We start from the raw sequence: 20,070 nt of genomic DNA on the forward strand, positions 1-20,070 counted from the left end.
CTATCAATAAAACCGTATTTTCCATCTTTTTGAACGAGTGCCCAATTTTTTTTGTAGATGCCGAATAGGTCGATTTGGTCATAAACAGTAGCTACGATTTCAGTTCCATCACTATCAATAAAACCGTACTTTCCATCTTTTTGAACTCTAGCCCAATCCGCCTTATAGGATCCGAATAAGTCGATTTTGTAATAAAGGACATCCACTACTAATTCACCATCACTGTCAATGAAACCGTATTTACCCTTCTTCTCAACCTTGGCCCAACCTTTTTTGTAAAGACCATAGGCCTCTATTTGATCGTAATTTTGGGCGATAGCAGAGGTGAATAAAAGAAATAGAAAGGCGGTAATAAATGTTAGTGTTTTCATGGTAATTGTTTTGATTTGTGTGGTTGTATAATTAAAAAGAAGTGAAATGGTTACTCTTCTTCGTGCAAAAAAAAATAAGGAGATAAAATTAAATTTACCTCCTTATTTTCTTTTGTATGTTAGATAGCTCCTTGTGTGGCCATTCTTGAAACGATGAAGTTCTTAGGATTTACCCCGGTTTGTGTTAGTTCTTTCCAAACAAATCCAATTCCTCGGTTGAGGTGCACGTAACCAGCTGTTTGGAAGAGTTCAGCTTCTTCTTTATTCAAAGGGTTGGTGTCAAACATCCAGGTTCTAACCGCGCTGATGCCACTTTTGAAAAGTCGGGCCGTTACGCTTTTTATAATATTGGCTTTTTCTGTATCGCTAAGTTTTCCACGGAAGCTTGCTTGACATAAATAAGCAATTCCATTTTCGTGTGAATTAAACACCATTAACGCAATGAGTTTTTCCTGTTCGTAGATACCATAAGTATGCGTTTTGAAATAATTCGGGTTGTCGTAAATTCTCCATTGCTGAAAGTTAGCCGATTGAAGGATGGCAAAATTTTCACGAGATTGTTGCAATCCTTCAAAAATTAATTCATCTACACCCTCTGTTAGGGTGTCGTATACTTTGATATCGAATTTACTTTTATTTGTTCCAAGTTTACCCAATGTTTTGAATTTGGAAAGGGTACAAAGTCCAAATATCTTAAGCTTATCCATAAACTTGTTTTGAGGATTGAGTCCTGCCAAATACAGGTAACTTTTCCAAATCTTGTTCACCGCTAAGGATTGTTGATGATCAAAAGGAATTTCAAATTCTAAGTTCTTAAATGGTTTTTTAGCGGCAGTAAAGCCCCAAATTACCTCAATGTTGGCCTCTCTACATTTCTCAAAAAGAAAGTCATAAATTTTGTAGAAGATTTTCTGACCTCTGTAATCAGGATCAACCAAGGTGTCTTCACTTTTTCCGGAACGAATAATCTTGTTTTCTGCAGTAATTAAATCAATGGGAATAACACAGTTAGTACCCACAACCTTACCCTCGTCTTCCGCTATAACATAAATGGATGCACCGAAAGGTCCGTTGTGGAACTCCCAGTAAAATTGCTCCATTGTTCTGTTTTTTTTATAGATGCGATTGTGAAAATTGTTGATGTTTTCATAATCATCCGGGGTTGCAATTCTGTATGTTACCATGTTAATTTATTTTCGTCGATTAAGTGTTGTGGTGTTACACAATCTATTTTGTTTTCGTAGAGATAAGATAATACTTTTTTGTATTCCTCTAAGAAAGAGTTGTATTTATAATTGGTAAAGTAAGTGTTATGCCAAAGCAGAGAAAAGTCACAATTCTCATTATTTTTTTCATAGAAGTTTATAATAGTTTTGGCAATGTTTTGAGATGGCATTTTCATGTATTTATGAAAAGTGCCGTCCATAAAATGTAAAGGTGCTTCTACAAAATCGTAGGGTTTCTTTTCGTCAACATTAAAGGGTTGGAAGGCTTTTCCGTACGAATTTCTAAACCCGTAATGTTCGGCAAAACCTAAGCTGCCGTCGAATTCTAAATCAGAGTCAGAAATCTTTTTCCAGTCACTGTGGGCTTTAAAGTTTAGAAAGTGATAGCGATTGTAGGGATTAGAAATATTACCCTTGGTTAATTCTTCATTTATGCTCATGGTAGAACAGGATTTATGAAGTCCGTTGGTGTTATTTGAGTTTGCAACCAGTTCTAAGAGATCTTTTTCCTTGTTGATCTTATAGTCAGCATTCATCACATCCTGGGTTCCTTTCCCTTTGTTTACCAACCAAAAGAAGGTGGTTTTTACATCATATTCATCATTGATTTTAATGATTTTATCCATGTTTCTCCAGTGAGGTTTACGCATCAATTCTAATGTGATGAGGTGCAGTAAAGTACCAATTTTTAAATTCTTTACTGCCCAGAAACCATCTTGCAATAAGGACCCATAAATTGTATCTATATCGTGAGAAATGAAAAATCTGCTTTTTGTTTTTTTGCCCGTTAAATTGTGCTTCGTACAAAATACGTTCATGAGTTCTTCCACCAGGTTTCGTTCAATGTTCTTGAACTTATACTGGTAAGAATGCGTGTATTTAAAGCGGTTGAAGTTGTCGAAATCTTCAGGACTCGTAGAAATTTCTTGTAAACAGTTCACCAAGTAAAAGATAGGTGCTATAAGGTCCTGTTTGGGGTCTAAAGTCGGCTCCTCGCTGAAATAATTTTCATGTTTTAACAGCTCACGATTTTCTATAAGGTTGTTGTAGAAGGAAATGTCTATGGGTTCTGAAGAAGGATGATGTTCATCCCAGGAAATGTCGGCATTTTCTACACTATCCACAAAGGAGAAAGTAAGTTTGCGGTTTTTTTCGATAAGCTTCAATACGTATTTTATTGGAGCGTAATAGTTGGTGTTTTCTTTTATATATACTTTCATCCTATACCTTGTATACTATCTTGTTTTACTTGTGATGGAATGTGGACTAATGTAGTAAAATCAAATCAATTTTATCCCACGAAAATAGCGTGATATTGGGAGGTTTCTAAGAGAATTTCTTGGGTGTGATCAATAAGTGCTAAGCCTTAAATGCCGCCACCAAAGCATTCAAATCCTCAAAGAAAAAGTGGGCCAACTCTAATTTTGGATTGGGAATGTGAGATTTTTCAGGAATCACACAAACTTTCATTTGAGCGGCCATTCCGGCTATCATTCCATTAAACGAATCTTCAATCACCAAACATCTTTCTGGTGCGACTTCTAAATTTTTAGCACTGTCCATATAAACTTCAGGGTGAGGTTTACCATAAGGTAAATGCTCCGCGCTTAAGGTAGAAGAAAAGTAATGGTCTATTCCCAAGGTTTCTAATGTACAATCCATCAATTCTTGGAAGGAAGAGGTAGCCAAAGCTATCTTTAAACCTTGTGATTTAAAGTATTCCAAACTTTCTAAAACTCCTGTAATTGGAGTTCCATAGGTAGAAATTTGGTGTATCATCTCGGCCATTATTTCATCGATGATGTCTTGTTGTGATTTGCCTGTCCATGGTCTTTCTCTGTATCGAAATGCAATTACTTCATCCAAGCGAAGTCCAACAGTTCGCGCACAATCTTCAACCGTTAAATCTATACCCACGGTTCCAAAAACTTTAATAATTGCTTTTTTCCAAAGCGGTTCAGAGTCTATGAGTACTCCGTCCATATCATAGATTACGGCATCAAATTGTGTTATTTCCATCGCAGTTTATAGATTTTTGGTGCAATAATAGTTTTTTCTTCGCTTAAATAAATGTTGCTTTGATGAACATGTATGGCTTCCCACATACCAAATCGGTTGAGTAAACGGGTGTTTTTCCAAACTAGTTTTCCGTTTACAACTTGATATATGTAGATTTTACTGTAGGTAAGAACAAATAAATGATTTTGTTCCAAACAAACAGAGGTAATGCAATCTTCCATCCAAGAACTGGCTTTTAATTGAAGGGATGTATGTACCGTTGCCTTATACTTACCCGGCTTTTTAGGTAGAGTATAAACTTTGCTCACGCCGTCAAATGGAACTGTTCTATTCTTGGTGAAAATCCATATTTTATTTTGAAAGTAACAAATGGCCTCGGCGTCATAATATTTCTGAGCCTCGCTTGGTGGAAATTCTTTTTGATCGGGGTAGGTGAAATTAATACTGTCGGCTTTGCTTTCTTTCTGGGTTAAAACTTCGTGTAAGTCAACAATGTAAAGTTTTAAATCTTTGCGGGTATTGTTGTTATTTCCTATGTCTGCGATGTAGATCAGACTGTCATCCACCAAACACAAATCTTCCCAATCCTTATTGCGAGCCCCATTAATAGTGCAAGTGTTGAGTACCTCTCCTTTTGTATTGAGCACGTAAAGTTCGTTTTTATTTCCACTGTCGTTATGGGTGATGAAAACGCTGTCTCCTATGCAAAGTAGACCCGAACTTTCGGAGATGTAGTCTGGCAAGTTACAGACAACTTCTTGCGACCATAGCTGCGAGGTGAAAATGAAGCAGAGAAGGAAAAATACTGTTTTCATGGATGTAATTATAGGGTATTTAGTCTTTCCGATAAATGTAATATTAATGCCAAGGCTGGGGGCTATTAAAAACAAAATTTGTTACTTAGTAGAACTTTTTAAGCAGAACGCAAATGTTATCTCCAGGAGCCAAAGGTTGGATTAAGAAATACGAGCAATTATTAGACGAGGGAATGTTTACCATCAAGGAGGTAAACCCTATGCATATTTCTACCGATGAACACTTGCGTTTGGAGAGTATTAGAACTGGTTTGGCCTTTGGTTTTCCAGCTCAATTGCTCTATGCTACCAACTTGCCGCAAGAGCAATGGACCATAGAGGAAAAACTAAAAGTATTGCTGTTCGAAAGTTTACTATCTGTCTACAACCTCGAATGTAGAGACACTTCAAAAGAAGATTTTCTTCAGAAAGTTTTGGGGTTTTATAAGATGCACGACAGTAGGTCTATTTTGAATTTTTACAAAAAGCTTATACCAGAATCAGACTATGATAAACTAGAGAAAATTCTAGATAAGCGTATAGGAATTCGTAAAACCATGGAAAACAAGTTGTGGGTGAACTACCTGAATAACTCTGTGGTTTATTTGGATGTGTTGTTGTTTAAAAAGTACTTGGCCTCTCCAGAACATACCTTGCAAGTGAATTACAAGCAGCGTGTAAAAACTTTGTTGAAGACCATAATCATGGCTGTGAATTCTGATAATAATGTTGCTAAGCGAGAAAAAATGTTGTTCGATGTTTTCTTGGCTTCCGCTAATTTGAAGGAAGAAGAGCGCAAGGAGATGAATCAACTTTTTAAGGAGGGTGATGTTGATTTTGAAGATTTGGACAGCTGTCACCAAGAAGATTGGATCTTTAAACATTATTTACTCGACATCTGCTCCTTGTGTATTTTTGCCGATAACGACGCGGCAGATGAAGAATTGAAATTTTTACAAAACTTCTGCGAGCACTATCGTATTCCCCTAGATGAATTGCCCAACAGTATTGCCTTGGTAGAGACCTTTCTCTTAGACAATCAACACAAAATTTCTTTCTTAAAGGAAAGTTCTCAGTACGATAAATTGTTTTCTAACCTATCCAGAAGATGGATAAAAATATTGAGTAGGAACAAGGATAAACTAGCCCAGGAGCTCAAACAGAGTAAAGAGTTAGTTTACCTGATCAATAAATCCATGAAGGAGGAGTTGACAGCAGAAGAAAAAGAAAAAGTGAGGGTACAGTTTTTAGACATAGTTAAGTCTATGCCTGCGCTGGCCATCTTTATGTTACCTGGAGGAGCTATTCTCCTACCCCTGGTGTTAAAAGTAATTCCAGATTTGGTACCCTCTGCTTTTAAGAACAATGCTTTAGACGATAAAAGCACCAAGTTTAAAGAGTAGCCTAAACAGCGGACTTTTCAGATCTTCTCGCAATTTCCGCTATCGTTGTTCGCATCACGTTAATGATAGGCTTCTCATATCCAGCTTTACGCGATGAAATTAAATAATTGATCCCGTCTGCAGTAAACATACCTACGCAGTGGTAGCTGTAGTGCTCAACACTGGTGGTGCTTTCTTTCTTTAAGCTTTGTTTGTATACCAAAACCTGGGCACTATCTTCTAAAATTTCGTAATTGTGTATGTCATCGTACCTACCCATATTTTCTTTATATAGGGCCAAGGCATCGCGTTCACCGTAATCTTCTATGTGTAATTCAAAGGCTCTACTTGCCTTGATGGTCCAAGAAAAATCATCTTCCTCATGAATAATTTCCGGCTCAACAGCTCCGCCTACCAATTGTTCATCATTGGGTAAATAAAGCGATGTAGGAATCTGATAGGGAGTTAAATCCAAGGGAGCGTAAAGGCTCAAATCTAAAGTGTTAACGGCAGTTGGTGTAGGGTTGTCTGTTTTGCTTTCGCTATTGCATGACCATACAAGGCCTGCAATGAGCAAGGAGTAAATTAATTTTTTCATGTTAGCGCGTTCTTACTTTCAAATATAGTGTTTTCCTAATTTTATTTAGGCTATTCCCCCAATTAAAAGTTCGCTAAAGCTGCCTTTTAGTTGGGGTCGGGTCATCCATTCTAGTCCCGATAAAAAATCGGGAGCTGCCATTTCTACCCCTAATAGTTATTTACAGACTAATTCTTTTATTTTAGCGTTCAAGTTCAAACCACTTAAAAATCACACCTATGAAAAAGACAGTTTTAGGTCTTCTAATCTTTATTAGTTCCCTTAGTCAGGCTCAGCTTCAAATCCTTAATCACAAGCAAGAAGCATTAAACAATGTTGAAGTCTTAAAACACGGAGAATTAGTAGGGATTTCTAATGATGAAGGAAGGTTACCCGCGTTGGAAAAGGACACTACCTATACCTTGTTTCATCCCAGTTATCGTTTGAAAGAATTTGTTTACAACAAGCAAGAAAACCTTAACCTTGGAGAGCCCATTCAATTGTTTGAAAGTGTAGGTGTGAGTCAAAACGAAGGGAATTTATTCCAAAGAATTTACGACAGTACCTATCACAATTTTGTAAAACAAAACATCGCCGTTTTGGGTGAATTGTGGATTTATCAGAGGGTGGTAGCCACTTCCTCAGAAAAAAATGATACAACCCTCAACATCATTAAAGCAGATGTGGCCTACGCTAAACATGAGAAACGTAAAAAAGAAACCTGGTGGGTAAAGGGTGAACCACAGCGCATGTTTCAAAGAGGTGGTGTATTGTTTGGAGAAAAGGAATTTAAAAAGGAAAGCTTGAATCTGAATGGAGCACTTCCTTCTCCTGATTACTTGACTTCATTTTTTAGATACAAAAGTTTTTTTGAGAGTAGTAGTGGTTACGACCAAGAACGTTATTATTCACCAACTTTGTCCAGAGTTAATTTGAAATATAGCAATGAGAAGAATTATTTATTAAGTCATGATATTCAGTATGCAAGCTTGAATTATAGTTGTGAAAAGTATGAAAGTATACGTAATAGTCCTGAAAGAATTGCAACAGTAATGAATATAGAAATGTTCATTCCTAAGAAATACAATTATTGGAAGTTTGTTGAAAAAGAAGGCCATTATTATCCAGAAATGATGAGGTTTGGATATCATCTTCATACCTCTAGAACAGATATAATTTACTCTGGTGATTTCGAGACCTGCTACATCTTCAAAGCAAAAGAAGTAGTCCCTCAAAACGAACTTTCTGAAGAATATAAAAAAGAAAATTTTTCTAATAACAATTTCATACAACGCATAAAACCCACGCCAGAAATCCTAAACTTTCCCTATGTAATGGAATAGTCAACCTACAATTTTGTTTAATTCCTTAACCCATCCTTTAAACATTTCTAACTTTGCATTGTTATAACTGCATGACGGTGTATAAGATCAAAGATCTAGAAATATTATCGGGAGTAAAAGCACATACCATTCGTATGTGGGAAAAACGCTATGGACTTCTCAAGCCTGAGCGTACGGATACCAAAATTCGTATGTACTCGGACAAAGACCTCATGGTGTTATTGAACGTAGCTTTGCTCAATAAAAACGGTAAGAAAATTTCTCATATCGTTAATATGAGTGATGATCAGATTAGCCAAGAGGTAATGGCTATAGACGATAAGGTGAGTCAAGACAGTTTAGTAGATAAGATGATTTTGGCTTTGATACAAATGGACAAGAAATTGTTCCTGGCGAATTTCCATAAAATCATCGCAGAGGAAGGTTTGTTCGAGGCGTTTTCGGGAAGGTTAAGAAGCTTTTTGACGCGTATAGGTGTCATGTGGCAGGTCGGGACGATAGATCCTGCGCAAGAACATTTCGTATCTAACATGATGCGCAATACCTTGATCGCTGCAACAGAAAACTTAGAAGAAAACCCCAAACCTGAAAAGCTCTTTATTCTGTTTTTACCAGAGAATGAATGGCACGAAATCTCTTTGTTACTCTACAATTACAAATTATTGAAGGATGGTTATGCAACGGTTTATTTGGGACAATCTGTTCCAGATCAGGCCTTGATAAACACAATTGCACGCTTTAAAGTCGATGCTTTGGTAACCTCTTTCATCACAGCGGTAGACGAAGACCACATCTTAGAATTTTTTACTACCCTGAGCAAGAATCACCAATTGCCTATCTACACAGGAGCAGAAATGTTGGATAGTTTATCCAAACCCTTACCTGCTAGTATTCATAAGGTTACCGATTTATTTAAGTAAGTGTACATCCATAAAAGGGTGTGGAGCGTAGGTTAAACAAGCCGTTTAGGCTGTGTTACATGTGTGACAATTTGTTAAAGAAAATATTTTGTTTAATAAATATTTGGAAAGATTAAACAAAAGTGTTTAACTTTGAAGGTGTAAAACTTAAACAAAATGTCTACAATAGAATTTAACAACGCTCTCATTGCTTTAGAATCTTACTTGATTGCTTTTGCAATGCGCTACACCAAAAACGAGGAAGACGCGAGAGATCTTACCCAAGAAACCATGTTGAAAGCAATGAAAAATAAAAACTACTATACGCCAAAGACCAATTTCAAGGCGTGGTTGTTTACCATCATGCGCAACATCTTCATCAATCAATACAGAAGAAAAGTGAGATCGAAAACAATTTTCGATAACTCGGAAGAGAAGTATTTGATGAATGGTTCAACTGAAGCGAGAAACACACCGCAAAACCACATTACATCTTTAGAGGTGGAAGCACAAGTGGAAGCTTTAAGTGATGTGTACAAAACTCCTTTTGAACTTCATTACAAGGGCTATAAATATCAAGAGATAGCAAATGAACTAAATATACCCATTGGTACGGTAAAGAGTCGTATATTCATTGCTAGGAAAAAATTAATGGAGTGCTTACCCGAGTACGCATAATAAGCATATGAGTAAAAAAATTGTAGTCATAGGAAGTGGAATAGCAGGTTTATCTTGCGCAAGTTATTTAGCTCAAGCCGGTAATGATGTTACCTTATTGGAGAAAAATAATTCTGTAGGTGGAAGAGCAAGAAAGTTTGAAGCTGCCGGTTTTACTTTCGACATGGGACCAAGTTGGTATTGGATGCCCAATGTTTTTGAAAAGTTTTACCAAGATTTTGGTCATACCGCCAAAGACTTCTATCAACTCGAACGCTTAGACCCAAGTTACCAAGTAATTTGGAAAGATAAATCAAGTGATCACGTTCCCGCTAACCTTGACGAATTTAAAGTTTGGTTCGAAAAGTTAGAACCCGGAAGTTCAGCCAAATTGGATGAATTTCTAAAAGAAGCTGCTTACAAATACGACGTGGGTATGAACGACTTGGTGCACAAGCCAAGTTTAAAATTGACAGAATTTGTTGACAAGCGCGTTATTGGTGGGGTGTTTAAAATGCACCTATTTTCATCCTTTAGCGCTTATATCAAAAAGTACTTTTCTCATCCCAAAATCATAGAATTACTTGAGTTTCCTGTTTTGTTTTTAGGAGCCATGCCCAAAGATACGCCTGCTTTATATTCATTAATGAATTATGCAGATATTGTTTTAGGAACGTGGTATCCCAAAGGAGGAATGCATGAAATCATCAAGGCTTTTGTAAAAATTGCAGAAACACAAGGGGTTAAAATTGAAACCGATAAAGAAGTTGTAGGCTTTGAATATGCCGACAGAAAAATTTCTGCAGTAAACGTTGCCGATGGTAGTTCTTATCCTTGTGATTTCATGGTCAGTGGTGCAGATTATGCCCATACTGAATTTCAGTTATTAAAGGAGAAAGCGAACTACTCCGAGAAATATTGGGACAAGAGAACCATGGCACCATCGTCATTATTGTTTTATTTAGGTGTAGATAAAAAAATTCCTAAATTGGAACACCACAATCTTTTCTTTGATGAAGATTTTAACCTTCATGCGGAGGAAATTTACAACGAACCTAAATGGCCTAAAGCTCCGTTGTTTTATGCATGTTGTCCTTCTAAGTCAGACGATACCGTTGCACCAGAAGGCAAAGAGAATTTGTTTTTACTCATCCCTATAGCTCCAGATTTGAAAGACAATGAGGAGAAAAGAGAGAAGTATTACCAAATGTTAATGGATAGGCTTGAAGAATTTTGTGGAGAAGAAATTAGAGAGCATGTAATCTACAAACGCAGTTATTGCGTAAATGATTTTAAGAAAGATTACTATGCCTTTAAAGGCAATGCATATGGATTAGCCAATACACTTAAACAAACGGCCATTTTAAAGCCGCAGATAAAGAATAAGAAATTGAGTAACATGTATTACACCGGGCAACTTACGGTTCCAGGACCGGGAGTTCCGCCAAGCATCATTTCTGGAGAAGTGGTGGCTCGTGAAATACTAAAAGCTATATAAACCGCATAGATTAAACGTTATGAAAGAACTTTTTGATAAGCTTTGTGAGGTAACAAGTAAGATTACAACACAGAAATACAGTACCAGTTTTTCACTTGGGATAAAGTTCTTGAGTAAAGATCTACAACAACCGATTTATAATATTTACGGTTTTGTTCGCTTTGCGGATGAAATCGTTGATACTTTTCACGATTATGACAAAAAACTTTTGTTGGATGAGTTTAAAGAAGAAACACATAAAGCCATAGATAGAGGGATATCTTTAAATCCCATTTTGAACTCCTTTCAAGCTACAGTTCGCCAATACAACATACCAAAAGATATCATTGATACCTTTTTGTATTCCATGGAAATGGATTTGACCAAAGAGTTCTACAACCAAGAGAAGTACGAACAATATATTTTAGGTTCGGCTGAGGTAGTAGGACTCATGTGTCTGAAAGTTTTTGTTCGTGGAGACGAAGCAGAGTACGAACGCTTGAAATCTCCAGCCATGAAATTGGGTTCTGCTTTCCAAAAGATTAATTTCTTAAGAGATTTAAAAGCAGATTACCATGAATTGGGGAGAACTTATTTTCCAGGTGTCGACTTAAAAGAGTTCAACGATGTAATCAAAAAGCAAATTGAAGCAGATATAGCACTCGATTTTGAGCTGGGCTACAACGGAATTATGCAATTGCCTAAGAACGCGAGGTTTGGAACTTATATGGCTTACATTTATTACTATAAATTGTTCAAGAAGATTAAGGAAACACCTGCAAAAGTAATACTCAATCAACGTATTCGTATTCCAAATAACAGAAAATACGGACTCTTTATATCTTCTTATCTCAGACATAGTCTTAACTTAGTGTAATAGATGAGCGAACAGATTATTTTAGTTGACGAGGAGAATAATTTTTTAGGTGAAATGGAAAAGATGGAGGTGCACGAAAAAGGCCTACTTCATCGTGCTTTCTCTGTAATGATTTTCAATGATAAAAGAGAAATTCTCATCCATAAACGCGCAAGTGATAAGTATCATTGTGGAGGTTTGTGGACCAATGCATGTTGTTCTCACCCTAGAAAAAATGAAAGTGTTGTTGAGGCCGGACAAAGACGTTTACAAGAAGAAATGGGCTTTAGTCTACCCAATTTAAAAGAACATCATTCCTTCATATATAAAGCACCCTTCGACAATGGTTTAACAGAGCATGAGCTCGATTTTTTGTTAACCGGAAGGTATAACGCAGCACCGCTTCCCAATGCTGAAGAAGTTGAAGATTGGAAGTACATAGGAGTGCAAGATTTGAAAAAAGACATCGCAGAAAACCCGGAAGATTATACCCCTTGGTTTCGCATCATCATGAATGATCATTTGGAAAAAATAATGGCTGGACTTTAGTCCTCCAACCCTTAAGTATGAAATTAAAAATCTGTAGAAGAGAAACCTTTAACGCTGCACATAGATTAAACAACCCAAATTGGGATGAACAAACCAATGCAGAAGTTTTTGGTAAATGTAATTCGCCCAATTATCACGGCCATAACTATGTATTAGAAACCTACGTGAGTGGCGAGCCTGATCCAGAAACTGGGTATTTGATGGATTTAAAAATTCTTAAAGAAATCATTAAGGAAGAAATTTGCGAGCGTTTTGACCACAGAAATCTAAATTTAGATACAGAAGAATTTAAAAACTTGAACCCAACCGCAGAGAATATTGTAATGGTGTGTTACCGTTTGTTGAGAGAAAAAATAGACCCCAAATTAGGTTTGTATTTGAGACTCTATGAAACTCAGAAAAATTGGGTAGAATACGGAGAAGAATAAATTCTTTATGAGCTGAACTTTTCTTTGGGAGGGGTGTTAAACAAACACACAAGATTAAACAAGGAGATGAATATATTTTGGCACAGAAGAGATTTACGTAAAGATGATAATGCTGGGTTGTACAAAGCACTCAAATCGGGTGATGAGGTACAACCCATTTTTATTTTTGATACTAACATTTTGGATGAATTGCCCAAAGGCGATCAGCGTGTGCTATTTATTCATCAAGAGTTAGAACGACTCAAAAAAGAGTACCAAAAAGAGGGTGGAGATTTATGGGTGTTTTACGGTACTCCAGCTTCGGTATACAAAGAGTTGTTGCAAAAACACAAGATTCAAAAGGTATATACCAACCGAGATTATGAGCCTTACGCCCGTGAACGTGACGCCACATTACATCAATTTTTCAGTGAACATGATGTTGAGTTTATAGGTGCGAAAGATCATGTGATTTTTGAAAAAGATGAGGTGCTGAAAGATGATGGAACACCTTACAAAGTATACACACCTTACATGCGCAAATGGAAGGAATGTTTGAATGCTTTTTATGCGTCGTCTTACCCAACAAGAAAATATATATCAACGCTACATCAGTGTGAAGCGCAAGCACTCATCTCTTTGGAAGAAATGGGCTTTGATAGTGAGCAAACACAAGAGTTTCCGTCGCGTGAATTTCCGAAAAGCATAGTGAAATCTTACCACGATACCAGAGATATTCCGGCAATTAAAGGAACGAGTCGTTTGAGCTTACATTTGCGTTTTGGAACCATATCCATACGCGAACTTTCACGCTTTGCCCAACAGCACAACGAAAAGTATTGGAATGAATTGATTTGGAGAGATTTTTATCAAATGATATTGTTTCATTTTCCAGATTCCGTAAATACAGCTTTTAAACCCGAGTACGATAAAGTACAATGGCGCAATAATAAAGAAGAGTTTGAATTGTGGTGTAAAGGTAAAACGGGTTACCCCATGGTGGATGCAGGCATGCGTGAATTGAATAAAACTGGGTTCATGCACAACCGCGTTCGTATGGTGGTGGCAAGTTTTTTAACCAAACATCTCCTCATAGATTGGCGCTGGGGTGAAGCCTATTTTGCAGAGAAATTACTCGATTTCGATTTAGCTAGTAATGTGGGTGGCTGGCAATGGGCGGCAAGTTCAGGTGTGGATGCACAACCCTATTTTCGTATTTTTAACCCCGAAAGTCAGCTACAAAAGTTCGATAAAGACGAGAGATACATTAGAAAATGGATTCCAGAATACGGAACTTCTAAATATCCTTCGCCTATGGTTGAACATAAAATGGCCCGACAAAGAGCGTTAGATGCGTACAAATTTGCTTTAAACAAATCATGAAAATAGGAGAGAAGTTACCCAACCTTAAGTTAAAAACACATCAAGAGACCTTTATATATACCCTATCTTTGATCGGAGAAAGTAACTTGCTTTTTGTGGTTCAAGGAAAAGAAGAAGGTGTTGAAAAGCTGTTGTTAGAAAACTTCGATGCCTTGGTAAATGAGAATATTGAAGTGTACATCATCAATCAAACTTCACCACAAGAAAACTTGGAGCTACAGCGTTCAAAAGGATGGCCTTTTACTTTTATTTCTGATACTAAAAAGGAGCTACTTAGAGCCTTGGGCGCCAAAAAATCACTTCTGAATACCAAGCCAGCCACTATTTTTCTTTTAGGTATGGATGGAAGTTTACAAAAGAGCTGGAAAAACGAGGAGTTTGACATTACCGAACTTTTAGCGGTGTAAAGTCCCTCTTTCTCCAATGTGAGCACATTTCTTACGTCTAAATCTTTATTTTTGTTGACGTGGAAAACTACAAGGAAGACATCAAGTTTAAGCTCAAAACGCTCCCCGAAAAACCTGGGATTTACCAATATTTTAACGATAAGGGAAAGATCATTTATGTAGGGAAGGCCAAAAACCTTAAACGTCGTGTTACTTCTTATTTTACTAAAAATCACGATACCGCTAAAACGAGAATACTCGTTAGAAACATACGTGATATCAAATATATTGTGGTAGACACAGAGTTGGATGCCTTGCTCTTGGAAAACAACTTGATTAAGAAGTACCAACCCAAGTACAATATTCAATTAAAAGACGATAAAACCTATCCGTGGATTTGTATCAAAAATGAACCTTTTCCACGAGTTTTTAGTACGCGTCGTATTGTAAAAGATGGTTCCCAGTATTTCGGACCTTATCCTTCGGTGAAGGTAATGAATACACTTTTGGAGTTGATTCGAGAGCTATATCCCATACGTACTTGTAACCTCGATTTACACCAAAATAAAATAGAGGAGAAGAAGTACAAAGTCTGTTTAGAGTACCATATCGGGAATTGTTTAGGTCCGTGTGTAGGTAAAGATTCTAAAAAGAATTACGATGAGTACATCAAGCAAATTAAACACATTGTAAAGGGAAATATATCTTCGCTTATCAAAGATTTGAAAGAAAAAATGGCAGCTGCAGCAGAGCAATATGCCTTTGAAGAAGCCCAGAATTACAAGCTCAAAATAGAATCTTTAGAAAAGTACAAAGCCAAGTCAACCGTGGTTTCTCCTGTCATAGACAAGGTAGATGTAATTACCATGTTGCAAGATGAGAAAAGTGCTTTTGTAAATTACTTGATGATTGCCAATGGAGCTATTATCAATGGATTTACTGTGGAGGTGAAAAAGAACATGGCCGAAACCAAAGAAGAGATTTTGGCCTATGTGCTCTTGGAAATGCGCGAACGTTTCAAAAGTATATCGAAAGAAGTATTGGTAGAAGAAGATTTGAATTTAGAGTTTGATGAATTCAAATTCTTTACGCCGCAACGTGGAGATAAAAAATACTTGATAGATCTTTCTTTGAAGAATGCGCGTTTCTTCCAGATGGATAAATACAAGCAGGAGAAAATTAAAAATCCAGAGAAACACGCCAACAGGATTTTAGAGACCATACAAAAGGATTTCCGTTTGCAAGAATTACCGGTGCATATGGAGTGTTTCGATAACTCTAACATTCAAGGGACAAATCCAGTTTCGGCATGTGTGGTGTTTAAAAATGCAAAACCAAGTAAAAAAGATTACCGCCATTTCAATATCAAAACAGTTGTAGGTCCAGATGATTATGCTTCCATGACAGAGGCTGTTTATAGACGTTATAAACGCTTATTGGACGAAGAAGAGCCCTTGCCACAGTTAATTGTGATTGATGGAGGTAAAGGTCAGCTAGGAGCCGCTTTGGAAGCTTTGGAGCAATTAGGTTTACGTGGAAAAATTGCCATCGTGGGTATTGCCAAGCGTTTGGAGGAAATTTTCTTCCCAGGAGATAGTTTGCCTTTGTACCTCGACAAAAAATCCGAAAGTTTAAAGGTCATTCAACATATGCGTAACGAAGCCCACCGTTTTGGTATTACGCATCATAGAAACAGAAGAAGCAAGGCGGCATTGGTCTCAGAAATTACCCAAATCAACGGTATTGGACCCAAAACCCAAGAAGATTTGATGAAGGCTTTTAAAACCATTTCTAACATCAAAAAAGCAAAGAAAGAAGAAATAGAAAGTATAGTAGGTTTTTCTAAGGCCAAGTTGATTTGGGAGTATTTTCATTAGAGCTTATTTGTTTTGTGTAACCATTGATAGGTACTTCACTTATCCTCATAGCAAAACATAAAACCTAAATAATCAAGTATGAAATACCACCTCCTGTTGTTGGGCTTTTGTTTAAGCCTATCCTCAATTGCTCAAATCAAAGTTCAATCACCAACTATCCATTATGTGAGTAATTGGGATCTAGAAGAAGTTAAATCTATTGCTTTAGGAGAGAAAATCCTATTTCAACAAAATTGTTCTCCAGGTTTACCTGAAAACATCACTAACGGAGTAGTATTCTTTGAAAATGTATACTTGGAAGAAGAGAGGATTTCAGTGACTATTACTTTTAAGGATACAGTGGTAGTTGGACTTACTTTTCATTTAAAAGCAAAACAATATCATGTGTTAAGTGAATTAGGATTTGAAGAAATCATAGGCAATACTACGACATCCAAAAAAAGTTGGACATCAACTTACATTCAAGATGGTATCACCTCAGTGATTGTTGCAGATAGAAAAAAGATAGTAGTTGTTCAAAGCTATAACGATAGGGAAGGTGGGTGATTTTATTGGTGAGCTGCTGCTGACACCCTTTTAGATTAGAAAAAAGGTTAAAAAATGTCAGTTGTTAAATTGAGCTATTATTTTCGTCTTACTTTAAATCTATAACCAGAGCATTTATAAAATATCAATGTCTAAATTTCTAACCATCATTATTTCTGTTATTTGTTTAAGCTCCTGTGCAAAAGTGATTACAAGAGCCATAGGAATAAAACAACCCAAACTGTATCTAACACGAGAACTTTCTGAAGTAGAAAATAGTAAACGTATCACGCGTTTTGGAGAAAGCGAATTTTTGTTTTTGTACAGAGATAGTGGTCATGTAGATTATGTTGAGAATTATGAGAAGGATGAATATAATTTTTCCTTATTACCTCAGATTTTAATAGTAATGGAGAGAAAGCAGAATATAGACATTTGGTAAGGAATTGTTATAGAAAGGAATTCCGTCAATTGGTAAAACAGGAAACTCCTTTAGATAGTTTACGTTGGTTAAAGGATTCTTTAAATCTTCGAACCTATTTAACGCATTTGCATAATGAGGATGGTGTTGCTTTTGAAGATTTAACTTTGCCGAAAGTAGACTATTACATTGTGCAAGATTGTAATGCTTTTATGTATGGTTTTCAAAAGAGAAATGAAAAAGCCATTGCTGAATATTTTGAGGGTAAAACTGTATTGAGAATATACATTAACAAAGACATGATAGCTACTGAAGCCAAATCTTACCCCAAAGAATTATTTGATTTTGATGTGGATACTTTGTCTAAGTCAGAGATGAGAAAGGCAAGTATTGAGTATAAATAACAGTTGATAAGTATTGTTATTTCCTTGTCTTCAAATTTCTTATATCCAACAAGAAATCCAAGTCTTCTTCTAGCTTATTACCAACCACCAAAATATTGACAGTTTTTAAGTTTTCCAACTGTTCAATGGATCGTAAACCACCACCTACAACTATGGGTAAGGTGGTTTTTTCTTGTAGGGCTTTCACAATTTTCGGGTCAACACTTTCTGTAGCACCAGAGCCCGCATCTAAATAAATGAGTTGTTTGCCCTGGAGTTCTCCGGCTATAGCTGTATTGGTTATCAAAGAAATTTGGTCTTGCGGTAAAGGTGTAGTTTGACTCACATAAGCCACTGCACTTTGTTTTCCACCATCAATTAATAAATAAGCAGTGGGTATCACTTCCAAATTCATAGCCTTGATATCTGAAGCATTTTGAATGTGCTGTCCAATGAGATATTCTGGATTTCTCCCCGATAAGAGGCTTAAATAGAGCAGGGCATCCGCATCTTCAGAAACTTGATGATAATTACCAGGAAACAACACCAAAGGTATTAAAGTGAGCGCCTTTAAAGATCTTATTACAAAATCCAATTGTGTCTTATTAGCTGTACTTCCTCCCACAAAAAAGTAATCGATACCCGCAAATTCAGCTTTTTTAATTAAATCTCGTAAGTATTCAACGTCCTGACTCTTCTCAGGGTCTATTAACACGGCAATTTGTCCTGTTTTGGCTTTGAATTGATCTAAAAGCTTAGTTGTCATAGTCAAAATAAGCTTCTGCGTTGATGGAAATTACAAAATCCTTATGCGTCAAGACTTTCATTTCTACACGGCGTGTTAAAAATGGATTAATGATGTTTCCTATCCAGTTTTCTTGATCAATTTTATGTAATAAAAGCTCCTTGGCAAAAATGATTTCTTTTCGTCCGGCCAATTTGTACAAGGCTTCTTTAGCACTCCACACTTTGATCATTTCTTCGGTAGAATCCACATCAAAAGTGGCTTTCTCTTTTTCACTTAAAAACTTGTGTTTTACACGGTGTACTTTTTCTCTTATGGGTTCTAAATCGAGTCCGACTGCATGATGTTTGCAAAAAGCGAGTCCAACAACATTGGTAGAATGAGAAATAGAAATATATCCTTCACCTTCTATGTAGGGTGCACCAATAGAATTGTAAAGTATCTCATCGTTACCAAATTTGGTAGTTCTTAAAATTCGCGTGGCCACATATTCTCTTCTTCTGTTGGGATGCGAAAAAGTGGCTAGTTTTTCTAGTTCAGAAGGTAGCAAATTGTGTAGATGTTCCTCAAGAGGGAAGTCTTGATAATACATCAAATGTACATCCACATCATTAACGGTAATTTGCTCAAAAGTAAACATGGTGAAAAGATAAGAATTCTTGATGTTTTTAAGGTTTAGAAGCTTTGTTTTGTTTGAAATGGAAACTGAATATCCGCTTTCTGACCAATCATTAAACCCTTGATTTTTGTGGGTATTTACCTCAAATTATTTTTTACAAATGTTTATAACTATGAAATGACTAAAAATAGAAACCTGAGTATGGTTGTAAGTCATAGATATAACTAGGTTTTTTAATTGGTAACATAGCGGATATTCAGAAAAGTTGTAACAATTGGTAAACTCAGCGTTACATGGCAAAACCTTAAAATATGAAAGGATTTATTACCACTTGCATACTACTGTTAGCAGCTTATACCTTCGGACAACAATCCACAGTATTTACTTTCTATTTTGAAACGAATCAAGCTACTTTTTCAGAAAAGAAATTCATTGAGCTAGAGAAGTTAATAGATACTGTTGAGGTACTTGCAGTTAATATCCTAACAAGTTGTGATGACGTGGGAAGTGAAGAAAGTAACCTTGTATTATCACAAAGAAGAGCCGATTTTTTAATGAGCTATTTACGGAAGAACAAGAAATGGACGTACATAAATATTCAAAGTAAGGCTTTGGGAGAAATAGCCTTAAAAGACACTACTATTTCTATTCAAAACCAAAGGACAAAGAATAGAAAGGGAGAGGTGAGGTTGACTTACAGACTTATTGAATCTATTGAGAAGGAAGAAATTGTAGCAGTACAGGTGAATGAAAGTGCCCTGTCTTTAACAAATGTTGTGAAAGGAGAGAAAATAAGATTGGAAGCAATACAGTTTGTAGGAGGGAAGGATGAGTTTTTAAGTTCGGCATATCCAGTTTTAAATGAAATGTTGAACCAGCTGAAATCGAATCCTAATGTAAAGATTGAAATACAGGGGCATGTTTGTTGTATGACCAATGGTGAAGAAGGAGAAAATCTAGTAACAGGTAGAAGGACCCTTTCTGAGGATAGAGCTCGTGCGGTTTATAATTACTTGATTCATTATGGAATTAGCAAGGATAGATTGAGTTATGTAGGATTAAAAGGTCAGTTCCAAACAGGAGTAAATAACCTTGCGGATAGGCGTGTAGAAATATTAATAAAGTAATTAGGTACTCTACAATTTTAGCAGCAATTGACACGTAATAGTTAGAG

Annotated in this window: 23 protein-coding genes; 15 read left to right on the forward strand and 8 right to left on the reverse strand. The window is 36.4% G+C overall.

The features are described 5' to 3' along the window. The 5 genes from BM327_RS15475 to BM327_RS15495 all read right to left on the reverse strand — a co-directional run. Positions 1-371, reverse strand: a 371-nt coding sequence (locus tag BM327_RS15475) for a WG repeat-containing protein (protein WP_139230419.1), incomplete at its 3' end; no start/stop codon positions are given. 119 nt (positions 372-490) lie between these two features. Further along, complete coding sequence (locus BM327_RS15480) at positions 491-1,555, reverse strand: GNAT family N-acetyltransferase (protein ID WP_090253287.1); 1,065 nt, start codon at positions 1,553-1,555, stop codon at positions 491-493. Beyond that, positions 1,549-2,817, reverse strand: a complete 1,269-nt coding sequence (locus BM327_RS15485) for a DUF7033 domain-containing protein (RefSeq protein ID WP_090253294.1) — start codon at positions 2,815-2,817, stop codon at positions 1,549-1,551. The genes BM327_RS15480 and BM327_RS15485 overlap by 7 nt, the downstream gene beginning before the upstream one ends. 139 nt (positions 2,818-2,956) lie before the next feature. Further along, entirely contained in the window at positions 2,957-3,616 is a 660-nt protein-coding gene (gene hxpB / locus BM327_RS15490) for a hexitol phosphatase HxpB (RefSeq protein ID WP_090253299.1), read from the reverse strand. After that, positions 3,607-4,431, reverse strand: a complete 825-nt coding sequence (locus BM327_RS15495) for a hypothetical protein (protein ID WP_090253304.1) — start codon at positions 4,429-4,431, stop codon at positions 3,607-3,609. Before BM327_RS15495 ends, hxpB begins: the two co-directional genes overlap by 10 nt. Before the next feature lie 113 nt (positions 4,432-4,544). On the opposite strand from BM327_RS15495, the gene BM327_RS15500 reads away from it, so the two are divergent. Next, positions 4,545-5,813, forward strand: a complete 1,269-nt coding sequence (locus BM327_RS15500; protein WP_090253308.1) for an LETM1-related biofilm-associated protein — start codon at positions 4,545-4,547, stop codon at positions 5,811-5,813. Position 5,814: 1 nt separating this feature from the next. On the opposite strand, the gene BM327_RS15505 is transcribed toward BM327_RS15500, so the two are convergent. Next, positions 5,815-6,390, reverse strand: a complete 576-nt coding sequence (locus BM327_RS15505) for a hypothetical protein (RefSeq protein ID WP_090253312.1) — start codon at positions 6,388-6,390, stop codon at positions 5,815-5,817. A gap of 218 nt (positions 6,391-6,608) precedes the next feature. Between BM327_RS15505 and BM327_RS15510 the strand changes: the two genes are divergently transcribed. From BM327_RS15510 to BM327_RS15570, 13 genes are all read left to right on the forward strand, one after another. Next, entirely contained in the window at positions 6,609-7,712 is a 1,104-nt protein-coding gene (locus tag BM327_RS15510) for a hypothetical protein (protein WP_090253315.1), read from the forward strand. A 71-nt stretch (positions 7,713-7,783) separates the two neighbouring features. Further along, a complete protein-coding gene (locus BM327_RS15515; protein ID WP_090253318.1) occupies positions 7,784-8,632 on the forward strand; it encodes a MerR family transcriptional regulator in 849 nt (282 codons plus the stop codon). A gap of 156 nt (positions 8,633-8,788) precedes the next feature. Continuing rightward, positions 8,789-9,289, forward strand: a complete 501-nt coding sequence (locus tag BM327_RS15520) for an RNA polymerase sigma factor (RefSeq protein ID WP_090253322.1) — start codon at positions 8,789-8,791, stop codon at positions 9,287-9,289. Positions 9,290-9,296: 7 nt separating this feature from the next. Next, entirely contained in the window at positions 9,297-10,766 is a 1,470-nt protein-coding gene (locus BM327_RS15525) for a phytoene desaturase family protein (protein WP_090253325.1), read from the forward strand. 19 nt (positions 10,767-10,785) lie between these two features. Then, a complete protein-coding gene (locus tag BM327_RS15530) occupies positions 10,786-11,622 on the forward strand; it encodes a phytoene/squalene synthase family protein (RefSeq protein ID WP_090253333.1) in 837 nt (278 codons plus the stop codon). Positions 11,623-11,625: 3 nt separating this feature from the next. Next, the gene (idi, locus tag BM327_RS15535; RefSeq protein WP_090253337.1) at positions 11,626-12,150 is read left to right on the forward strand and encodes an isopentenyl-diphosphate Delta-isomerase; all 525 of its coding nucleotides are present in this window, start codon (positions 11,626-11,628) and stop codon (positions 12,148-12,150) included. 17 nt (positions 12,151-12,167) lie between these two features. Beyond that, positions 12,168-12,578 (forward strand): 6-pyruvoyl trahydropterin synthase family protein, encoded by a 411-nt coding sequence (locus BM327_RS15540; RefSeq protein WP_090253342.1) that lies wholly within the window; start codon positions 12,168-12,170, stop codon positions 12,576-12,578. Positions 12,579-12,644: 66 nt separating this feature from the next. Then, positions 12,645-13,940 (forward strand): cryptochrome/photolyase family protein, encoded by a 1,296-nt coding sequence (locus BM327_RS15545; RefSeq protein ID WP_090253408.1) that lies wholly within the window; start codon positions 12,645-12,647, stop codon positions 13,938-13,940. Then, a complete protein-coding gene (locus BM327_RS15550; protein ID WP_090253346.1) occupies positions 13,937-14,347 on the forward strand; it encodes a peroxiredoxin family protein in 411 nt (136 codons plus the stop codon). Before BM327_RS15545 ends, BM327_RS15550 begins: the two co-directional genes overlap by 4 nt. A gap of 59 nt (positions 14,348-14,406) precedes the next feature. Continuing rightward, the gene (uvrC, locus tag BM327_RS15555) at positions 14,407-16,203 is read left to right on the forward strand and encodes an excinuclease ABC subunit UvrC (RefSeq protein ID WP_170853784.1); all 1,797 of its coding nucleotides are present in this window, start codon (positions 14,407-14,409) and stop codon (positions 16,201-16,203) included. A gap of 78 nt (positions 16,204-16,281) precedes the next feature. Then, a complete protein-coding gene (locus BM327_RS15560; protein ID WP_139230420.1) occupies positions 16,282-16,749 on the forward strand; it encodes a hypothetical protein in 468 nt (155 codons plus the stop codon). Between the two features lie 127 nt (positions 16,750-16,876). Then, a complete protein-coding gene (locus tag BM327_RS15565) occupies positions 16,877-17,170 on the forward strand; it encodes a hypothetical protein (RefSeq protein WP_090253356.1) in 294 nt (97 codons plus the stop codon). Then, a complete protein-coding gene (locus BM327_RS15570) occupies positions 17,164-17,553 on the forward strand; it encodes a hypothetical protein (protein ID WP_090253359.1) in 390 nt (129 codons plus the stop codon). The genes BM327_RS15565 and BM327_RS15570 overlap by 7 nt, the downstream gene beginning before the upstream one ends. A 16-nt stretch (positions 17,554-17,569) precedes the next feature. On the opposite strand, the gene BM327_RS15575 is transcribed toward BM327_RS15570, so the two are convergent. Both BM327_RS15575 and BM327_RS15580 read right to left on the reverse strand, forming a co-directional pair. Next, positions 17,570-18,298, reverse strand: a complete 729-nt coding sequence (locus BM327_RS15575) for a phosphoglycerol geranylgeranyltransferase (RefSeq protein WP_090253364.1) — start codon at positions 18,296-18,298, stop codon at positions 17,570-17,572. Beyond that, positions 18,288-18,917 (reverse strand): 4'-phosphopantetheinyl transferase family protein, encoded by a 630-nt coding sequence (locus tag BM327_RS15580; RefSeq protein WP_090253367.1) that lies wholly within the window; start codon positions 18,915-18,917, stop codon positions 18,288-18,290. Before BM327_RS15580 ends, BM327_RS15575 begins: the two co-directional genes overlap by 11 nt. Positions 18,918-19,207: 290 nt before the next feature. On the opposite strand from BM327_RS15580, the gene BM327_RS15585 reads away from it, so the two are divergent. Beyond that, positions 19,208-20,023, forward strand: coding sequence for an OmpA family protein (locus tag BM327_RS15585; RefSeq protein ID WP_090253371.1), 816 nt, complete (start codon positions 19,208-19,210; stop codon positions 20,021-20,023). Positions 20,024-20,070 lie beyond the last annotated feature (47 nt).

The organism is Lishizhenia tianjinensis, from assembly GCF_900116425.1.
GTDB classification, from domain to species: Bacteria; Bacteroidota; Bacteroidia; order Flavobacteriales_D; family Crocinitomicaceae; genus Lishizhenia; species Lishizhenia tianjinensis.

Bases quoted from the DNA above. Each gene is read 5' to 3' on its own strand.
- BM327_RS15565 (WP_090253356.1), top strand. From the start codon at position 16,877: ATGTCTAAATTTCTAACCATCATTATTTCTGTTATTTGTTTAAGCTCC.
- BM327_RS15505 (WP_090253312.1), bottom strand. From the start codon at position 6,390: ATGAAAAAATTAATTTACTCCTTGCTCATTGCAGGCCTTGTATGGTCA.
- BM327_RS15525 (WP_090253325.1), top strand. From the start codon at position 9,297: ATGAGTAAAAAAATTGTAGTCATAGGAAGTGGAATAGCAGGTTTATCT.
- BM327_RS15485 (WP_090253294.1), bottom strand. From the start codon at position 2,817: ATGAAAGTATATATAAAAGAAAACACCAACTATTACGCTCCAATAAAA.
- BM327_RS15560 (WP_139230420.1), top strand. From the start codon at position 16,282: ATGAAATACCACCTCCTGTTGTTGGGCTTTTGTTTAAGCCTATCCTCA.
- BM327_RS15585 (WP_090253371.1), top strand. From the start codon at position 19,208: ATGAAAGGATTTATTACCACTTGCATACTACTGTTAGCAGCTTATACC.
- BM327_RS15550 (WP_090253346.1), top strand. From the start codon at position 13,937: ATGAAAATAGGAGAGAAGTTACCCAACCTTAAGTTAAAAACACATCAA.
- BM327_RS15530 (WP_090253333.1), top strand. From the start codon at position 10,786: ATGAAAGAACTTTTTGATAAGCTTTGTGAGGTAACAAGTAAGATTACA.
- BM327_RS15510 (WP_090253315.1), top strand. From the start codon at position 6,609: ATGAAAAAGACAGTTTTAGGTCTTCTAATCTTTATTAGTTCCCTTAGT.
- BM327_RS15515 (WP_090253318.1), top strand. From the start codon at position 7,784: ATGACGGTGTATAAGATCAAAGATCTAGAAATATTATCGGGAGTAAAA.
- BM327_RS15540 (WP_090253342.1), top strand. From the start codon at position 12,168: ATGAAATTAAAAATCTGTAGAAGAGAAACCTTTAACGCTGCACATAGA.
- hxpB (WP_090253299.1), bottom strand. From the start codon at position 3,616: ATGGAAATAACACAATTTGATGCCGTAATCTATGATATGGACGGAGTA.
- BM327_RS15500 (WP_090253308.1), top strand. From the start codon at position 4,545: ATGTTATCTCCAGGAGCCAAAGGTTGGATTAAGAAATACGAGCAATTA.
- BM327_RS15495 (WP_090253304.1), bottom strand. From the start codon at position 4,431: ATGAAAACAGTATTTTTCCTTCTCTGCTTCATTTTCACCTCGCAGCTA.
- BM327_RS15545 (WP_090253408.1), top strand. From the start codon at position 12,645: ATGAATATATTTTGGCACAGAAGAGATTTACGTAAAGATGATAATGCT.
- idi (WP_090253337.1), top strand. From the start codon at position 11,626: ATGAGCGAACAGATTATTTTAGTTGACGAGGAGAATAATTTTTTAGGT.
- BM327_RS15520 (WP_090253322.1), top strand. From the start codon at position 8,789: ATGTCTACAATAGAATTTAACAACGCTCTCATTGCTTTAGAATCTTAC.
- BM327_RS15480 (WP_090253287.1), bottom strand. From the start codon at position 1,555: ATGGTAACATACAGAATTGCAACCCCGGATGATTATGAAAACATCAAC.
- BM327_RS15575 (WP_090253364.1), bottom strand. From the start codon at position 18,298: ATGACAACTAAGCTTTTAGATCAATTCAAAGCCAAAACAGGACAAATT.
- BM327_RS15580 (WP_090253367.1), bottom strand. From the start codon at position 18,917: ATGTTTACTTTTGAGCAAATTACCGTTAATGATGTGGATGTACATTTG.